We start from the raw sequence: 6751 nt of genomic DNA on the forward strand, positions 1-6751 counted from the left end.
GGTAACTGAGTCCCGTTCATCCTGTGCTGGGCAGTGAAATCGGCTGGTCCGCAGCTGTGGTGACGAGACAGGGCCCCTCGTCGTTGGCGTGGTGATTCCACTCCGCACACCGGCGACCGACGGGGCCTTTATGGAACCCTCACTGGCCTCGGTGAGGGTGACCACGTCATTGTTGACGGCACCCTGACCCCCATCGACCGGATCCGCGCGGGCGATCCGCACCACTCGATGAACACCGCAAGTGCGCAGACGTGTCGGGCTACTCCTTCACTCAGTCACCCCGGTCGTCCAGGGGAGCTGCGGCGCAACCGGTGGAACCACACGGGTGCCGGCACGCCGACCACCTCCGGGTACGGAAGCAGCCTCTACAAGATGCGCATCTGCGGGTCCGTCCCGCCGGCGCTCGACCCCTGCTCCGGCTGGAAGTACCTGCAACACCCCACGACGGTGGCGGCCGACGGTCGCCACCGTTCGGTGATCTGCCCGCCCACCCGCAGAAGGCAATTCGGTGATCAACGACCCACCCCCTGCCCTCGATGTGCGCGCTCTGCGTTTTACGAGGCCCGTGATGCGCGTGGTGCCGCGCGCTCCCCCGCTGCTCCACGCGGCGAGAAACGGCACGCCATCGCCTTCCCTGCTGTGGAAGGAGACCGGCGACTATGTGCACGACCGGCAGTTCTCCGTCATCTTCATCGAGCCGCTCGTCGCCGATGCGCCGCTGCCCCCCGGTGTGCCGCGCTGGCCCGCACCGGGTGAGGCGCTGCTGTCGCCCGCGCTCCTGGCGGACGGCAGGGACGAGGGGATCGAGAGCCGGTACGGACGGCACGTCGGCGCGATCGGCCCCGAAGGGCTTGCCGACCCCGGAGAACGGCTCGCCTACGTCCGCCCCGCCCAAGGACTGTTCGTGCGGGACAACGCCTGTCCCCTTCACGGCTTCGGGATGTCGTCCATCTGGGCGCTCGGCGACGCGGCATCCGTCAAACCCCTGACCGTCTTCCTCAGCCTGGTCATCGGCGTGCTGCTCGTCCCGGCCGGCCTGCTCACCGTGGTGGCCGCCCGGCTGGGTGCCGCCGGCCGAGACCGGCGCGTCGCGCTGATCGGCGCGCTCGGCGGTTCACGGTGGCAGGTGTCGCTGCTCGGCGTCGGTGAGGCGGCGGGACCGATCCTGCTCGGCACCGGGCTGATCGCGCCCCTCGCCGTGACCGCGCTCTTCGTCGACATCCGTGTGCCGTGGACGGGTTGCCTCCTCGGCGCCGCCGACCTGCGCGCTCATGCCGCCGTCCTGGCCGGCGCGGTACTCGCCGCGCCCCTGCTCGTCGCCGTCACCGTCGTACTGCTCCACCCGCCCGCCGTGTCGAGCCGCGGCACCCGTCCACAAGGGCGCCCCCGCTCCCGCGCGGTGAAGGTGATGGCGTGCCTGTGCCCGCTGTTCCTTCTGATCCTCAGCTGGTATCCGACGGCGGCCACCGACTCGGGAGCCACCCCGGAACTGGCCGTGGTCCTCATGGCCGGCTCGATCGGCACCCTCGCCACCCTGCCCGCCGTCGCCGCGCTCCTGATCTCGGCCGCCGGACGGGCCTTGACCGCGATCGGCCGACGACGCGGCGCGCCCGGCACCCTCCTGGCAGGGCGCTGGATCCAGGGCCGGCCCGGATATCTCACCCGTCTCGTGGCCGGGGTCGTGATGGCCGTCGGCCTGCTCTGCCTGGTGCAGGTCTATCCGAGCGTCGTCGCTCCGTACATCCGCGAGGCCCGCTAGGCAAACGCCCAGCTCGGTTTGAGCATGCTGGTGGTCGAGGTTCCCAAGGGGACGCCGCCGTCGCGTACCGAGTCGTGGCTGCGCACCCTTCCCCGTGACGCCCGGGCAGTCGCCTACGGCGGCTCGATGAGCGGTGAAGGTACGGACGGAGAGACGGGTCCGGGGCCGAGCGGCGAGGTACGCGCGGACGTCATGGTGCGCGGCGAGTGCCCGGCACTCTCGGCACTGGGGCTCACCTGCCCCGAACGGGTGGGGACCGGCTACACCGTGGACCCGGCCGAGGGGGCCCCGGCACTGCGCCGGCTGGTGTCCGACCTCGGCGTGGACCGGATCGGCGTCGAACGCGGATCGTCCGTCGTCGCAGGCGGTCAGCTCGTCGTCTTCGATCCGGACGGCACGGACCTGCAGCTCCACGACCTCAAGCGCACCGCCTACGCGACGATCGGCCCGCCCGTCACCGTGGAACCGCTCGCCCAGAGGTGGACCGGCGGCACCCAGCTGCTCTCGGACCAGCTGCGCTGGATCCCCTTGGCCGGGCCCCTCGGCGTGCTGCTCGTCGCCCTCGCCGCCACGCTCAACAACCTCGCCGAGGTCATGCGGTTCACCCGCGCCATCGCCCCGGTGAGTGTCCTCGCGGGCAGCAGAAGGGTCTACGCGGCCGTCGCGGCCTGGACACTGATGGCCCCGCTGTGCGTGGCGGCCGCGATGGGCGTGGCGGGTGGCGTGTGGATCACCCGGCCGCTGACCGCACCGCCCCGCAAGGGCGAGCTGCCGGACTCGACACTCGCCCTGGTGGCGGGCGTGCTCGTCGCGCTGTCCGCGGTGATGGCGGTGTTCGCCGCGCGGAGCGCCGTACGCGAGTCGGAGCGCTGGCGGCCCCATCACGACTGAACCAGCCGGGCCGGTCGGCCACGCGTCGGCGGTCTCTTCCGGATCGGCGCCCCGCCGCCGGTTCTCCGCCGGCACGGGACCGGCCATGGATGGACGACCTGTGTGCGATGCGTGAAACCGGGCTTTGTGTCGATGAGATCCGGCGTCCACCGGCCCGGTGGTCGGAGCAGAGCGGGGGCTGGTGTACGCCGTAGCCGGGGACGACTGCCGGGCAAAGCATGCTCGGGCCGAGTTCCCGTGGTGAGCAGCCCAGATCCGCCGCGGTGACGGCGCGGTCGTTGGGGGGAGAGACTCAGCTGTGCGGGACTGCTGGGGGGAGCGCGGTACGGGGCGCCGGCTGCCTGGTCGAAGGTGCGCAGGGCCGTGGCGGAGATCCCTCGGACATGAGCGACACGGAGTGGGCGGTCGTCCGGGAGGCAATGCCGATCGGCCCCGGTTGGAGGGCCGGGGCGGGCAGCCGGAGGGCTACTTCCACCAGCAGATACTGGACGCTGTGCGCTGCCTGGTCGCGGGCGCCGTCATGCGGCGAGCGACGCCGGGCGCCTTCCCCGTGTGAGACCGCGGCTGCACCTTCGCGCGACGATGGGACGCGAAGGGCCTGCCGGCCGAGCTGCACTGTCGGGCGTCATCCGTTCCTTCGGCAGATGGGTGGCTTGACCGAGGCGCTGAACTTTCCGCAGGGCACCGTCGCGATGGTTCGTCTCACGCAATGCTTCAGCATGCAAGTGGGTCTTGGGTATCGACAGCGGGCTAGCGATGCGGTGCCTGCATCTGGAGTTGTTGGGCTGGAGGGAGGCCACCTGGTGCGCTGTGGATCTGGGCTATGAAGCCGCATCTCGATCTCAACCGAACATGATCGCTTTTTCTGCTGGTCAGGCATGGTTTCGGTCGGGGTGAGGGAAACAGCCGGCGTTCTGCTTCCACTCGTTCGTCAAGGGGTGCGCGATGGCGCCGATGCGAGGGTTGCTGGAAGCACGGGATGCGTCTGCCCGCGAGCGGGTGGAAGGCCCTGCGGGAGGAGGCGGCCCGTGGGGCTGTGGCCTTGGAGGCCGGTGAGGCCGACGGCCGCCTCGCGGTCCCCGGTATTCGCGACGATCACGGCCACGACCAGCAGCAGGCCCAGGCAGCCAGGCACAGCCCTCGCAGTTGACGGCCCCTGATGAGCGCAGCACGCCGGCCTTACGAGCTCGTGCATGGTTGGCGGTGAGACGTCGAGGATTCCGGCAGGGACGGTCTTCACTTCTGCTGTGCGGGGATCAGGTCCGCGGTCTGCTGGTGGGACAGCAGACCGGCGACGGCCTGAACGGTGTCGCTCATGTGCTCGCGGCGGCCGAGGTGGCGGGCCAGGGCCCGCCAGTTCTTCAGATGGACGATGCCATGCTCGACCCGGATGCGGCGCGAGGAGTGCGCCGTGTGCCACCGCCCGTACATCTCCTCGTACCGGTCGGGGGCGTCCTTCTTGAACTTGCGGTGCGGCGGTGTCACCACCCGTCCGCCGCTCTGGGCACCGAGGCCCTGGTAGTCGGCATCGACAAGGACCTCGACCGCAGGTCCGTCAGCCAGGAGCTTGACCAGCCCTGACTGACGGCCGTGTGTGATGTCCGCGCAGCTTCCGGGCTCGGTCGTGCTGCACCACAGCACACGGCCTTCGCCGTCCGTGACCACCATGGATTTGACGGCATTCTGCTTGTTCTTGCCGGAGATGAACCTGCCCCGGTCCTTGCGTCCGGCAACGGGCCGCCGGACCCGGACCTCCGTGCCGTCGACGATGCCGGTCTTCCCGCTCGCGCCGAGGTACTCGACGACCTCGGCCGGGCTCCGCAGCCGCACGCCGGGACTGACAGTGCAGCCCGCTCGGCGAGCAGCGGCCACACCTCGCCGATGACGCAGGTGATGATGGAACGGCCCACGTCGGCCGACAGGCCCGTGATCCGACGGCTGCTGACAATCGCCGGAGGAGCAGAATGATTTCCGCACCCTTCTCCACCGGCGGCGGCCCGAGAGCGGACTCCCGATCGCACTTGGCCAGCCAGTCGCCGCTGCCCAAGAAGTAACGCGGGGAAAGGCTTGGGAACGCAGCGAACCCTTTCCGATCTGACGGCGGCTTCGTCGAGGCGGGCTGCTGTACAACGCGAAGAAACTCCTGGTGGACGGGTTCACGACCAAGATCACCCGTGCCGCGCCAGGAGCTTCGCGTGCTCGCCTGCCCGACGCGCTCGCCGATGCCGGGCTGGTGTGCCGGGCGGACAAGGCCTGCCAGGGCGCCGGCCGTCACGTCCGCGTGCCGTTCCGCGGCCGCCGGCCCAAGCGATGGAAGCGACGCCACAACAGCAGCCACGCCAAGAGACTTCCCCGAGCTCTCGGCTTCACTCAAGCAGGGAAGGCCCCATCCTCGTCGAGCAGGTCATGGCCGTCCTCAAGGGCCGGCGCCTGCTCCGGAAGCTCCGCTGCAGCACCAACCGCATCACCGCGATCGTCCAAGCCGTACTCGTCCTTCAACTCGCCTCAACCTGAGGCTGGAAAAACCTCACTGGAGCACTGAGCGAGGCCCGACATGCACGACCGGTTCCGGGGCCTGGTCCGCGAGCACGCCGACCACGAGCCGGCACAGACTGCCGCCACCGTCGACTCGCAGTCGGTGCGGGCCGCAGACCGTGACGACCTCTTCACGGGATACGACGCAGGCAAGAAGGCCCCGGGCGCAAGCGCCACATCGTTGTGGACTGCCTCGGCCTTCTCCTGACAGTCATGGTGACCACCGCGAGTGTCGCAAGGCCGCCACGCGGCAGCGTCCCTGACGAAGCGCATGCGGAACCGCTACAAGAAGGTCGTCATGCCAGCACCGGCCACAGCACTGAGGCCGCGATAGCGCCTCCGACACGGTCGCTGGAACGACTCCCACAGTGCGTCGGGCGCCAGCCGTTCAACGATTCCACCCCGGCTCACAGCCTACCGAACCAATTGAGATGACGTCTCAAGAGCGATGTACTCGGAACCTGGAAGCGTACGAGCATGACTGTCCGAAGCCGCCCCGTCGGAAGCTTGGGTGGGTTGCGGTGCCTGCCGTCCCATGCCGATGCCGAACCTTCCCTGTCGTCGTCGCAGTTCCTTGATGCGGAGCCGTTCCAGCTTGTCCTTCTCACGTTTGAGCTCGCGGCCGCGCACCGTTCTCTGTCGCTCCTCGCGCACCTCTTCGACGGCCTCGTCCAGCGTGCGCACTCCCTCCAGCAGCATCAGTGACCAAGCTCGGAAAGTCTCCCGGGGAGCGCGCAACCAGCGCACCGCACGGATCTGGGGAAGAGGGCGGGGGACCAGACCTTGTTCTCGCAGTGCGGCTCGCCGGGTTTGCTTCAGTGCTCGATCGAAGAGGACTGCGGCCGACAGCGACATACCGGCGAAGAACTGGGGGGCACCGAGATGGCCCAGTCCGTTGGGCGCGTGTACCCAGTTGAACCAGGCGGCAGCGCCCGCGAAGGTCCACACCAGCAGGCGTGACCCGAAGGCCGCGTCACCATGGCTTGCCTCACGGACCGCTAGCACGGAGCAGAACATGGCAGCTCCGTCGAGCCCGAAGGGGACGAGATACTCCCATCCCCCCGAGAGTTGAAGGTTCTCCCTGCCGAAGCCGACGAGGCCATGGAAGGAAAGCGCGGCAGCCACCGCAGCACAGCAGAACAGCAGAATGTAGGAGGCCACTCCGTACATGGCTTCCTTGCGCCGACGGCGCTCTTCGCTGCGCTCCCAACTGTCCTCAGCGGGGGGTGGTGTCGCGTTGCGCTTGTACCGGACGACGAGGCCGACCCCTGCGAGGGTGGCGACGGCCAGGGCCACCGTGATAGCCACAAGCCAAAGCGGTGATACTTCGCGTAGTTCCATTTCGCCTCCTGCACGTGTCATCGACGGATGTGTCCTGCCGACACGTGCGATTCGTGGGTAAAGCTCGATGCGCGCCGTGGGAGATCTTTGGGCAGGTGAAGGTCGGATGCCGCGCCGCTCGGAGTCGGTCGGTGTCCTGAAGGGGCCGGAAAGCCGCCGGGGTCTGCTCTGGGGTTTGCGGGGCGGAGCCGCGATATGGCTCCGCCCCGCTGCCGTAGGACTACT

5 protein-coding genes and 2 pseudogenes are annotated in these 6751 nt (G+C 69.3%); 5 read left to right on the forward strand and 2 right to left on the reverse strand.

The window, feature by feature from the left end:
• Positions 1 to 568 precede the first annotated feature (568 nt).
• Positions 569 to 1759, forward strand: a complete 1191-nt coding sequence (locus ACIQFX_RS39025; RefSeq protein WP_402473345.1) for a hypothetical protein — start codon at positions 569 to 571, stop codon at positions 1757 to 1759.
• A 24-nt stretch (positions 1760 to 1783) separates the two neighbouring features.
• Positions 1784 to 2650, forward strand: a complete 867-nt coding sequence (locus ACIQFX_RS39030) for a hypothetical protein (protein WP_402473348.1) — start codon at positions 1784 to 1786, stop codon at positions 2648 to 2650.
• Positions 2651 to 3886: 1236 nt separating this feature from the next.
• Here ACIQFX_RS39030 and ACIQFX_RS39035 read toward each other — a convergent pair.
• Positions 3887 to 4480 carry a transposase family protein gene (locus ACIQFX_RS39035; protein ID WP_402473351.1) on the reverse strand — a complete coding sequence of 198 codons (594 nt, stop codon included), beginning with the start codon at positions 4478 to 4480 and terminating at the stop codon, positions 3887 to 3889.
• Between the two features lie 379 nt (positions 4481 to 4859).
• On the opposite strand from ACIQFX_RS39035, the pseudogene ACIQFX_RS39040 reads away from it, so the two are divergent.
• From ACIQFX_RS39040 to ACIQFX_RS39050, 3 genes and pseudogenes are all read left to right on the forward strand, one after another.
• Positions 4860 to 4953: pseudogene (locus ACIQFX_RS39040) on the forward strand (IS5/IS1182 family transposase); the annotation flags it as partial.
• An 88-nt stretch (positions 4954 to 5041) separates the two neighbouring features.
• A pseudogene (locus ACIQFX_RS39045) lies at positions 5042 to 5164 on the forward strand (IS5/IS1182 family transposase); the annotation flags it as partial.
• Between the two features lie 40 nt (positions 5165 to 5204).
• On the forward strand, positions 5205 to 5393 hold the full coding sequence (locus tag ACIQFX_RS39050) for a hypothetical protein (protein WP_402473353.1): 189 nt from the start codon (positions 5205 to 5207) through the stop codon (positions 5391 to 5393).
• 206 nt (positions 5394 to 5599) lie between these two features.
• Here ACIQFX_RS39050 and ACIQFX_RS39055 read toward each other — a convergent pair whose 3' ends face one another.
• Positions 5600 to 6526, reverse strand: coding sequence for a DUF2637 domain-containing protein (locus ACIQFX_RS39055; RefSeq protein ID WP_402473356.1), 927 nt, complete (start codon positions 6524 to 6526; stop codon positions 5600 to 5602).
• Between the last annotated feature and the right edge of the window lie 225 nt (positions 6527 to 6751).

It is taken from the genome of Streptomyces sp. NPDC093089 (assembly GCF_044754405.1).
Classification (GTDB): domain Bacteria; phylum Actinomycetota; class Actinomycetes; order Streptomycetales; family Streptomycetaceae; genus Streptomyces.

Bases quoted from the DNA above. Each gene is read 5' to 3' on its own strand.
- ACIQFX_RS39025 (WP_402473345.1), top strand. From the start codon at position 569: ATGCGCGTGGTGCCGCGCGCTCCCCCGCTGCTCCACGCGGCGAGAAAC.
- ACIQFX_RS39030 (WP_402473348.1), top strand. From the start codon at position 1,784: ATGCTGGTGGTCGAGGTTCCCAAGGGGACGCCGCCGTCGCGTACCGAG.
- ACIQFX_RS39050 (WP_402473353.1), top strand. From the start codon at position 5,205: ATGCACGACCGGTTCCGGGGCCTGGTCCGCGAGCACGCCGACCACGAG.
- ACIQFX_RS39055 (WP_402473356.1), bottom strand. From the start codon at position 6,526: ATGGAACTACGCGAAGTATCACCGCTTTGGCTTGTGGCTATCACGGTG.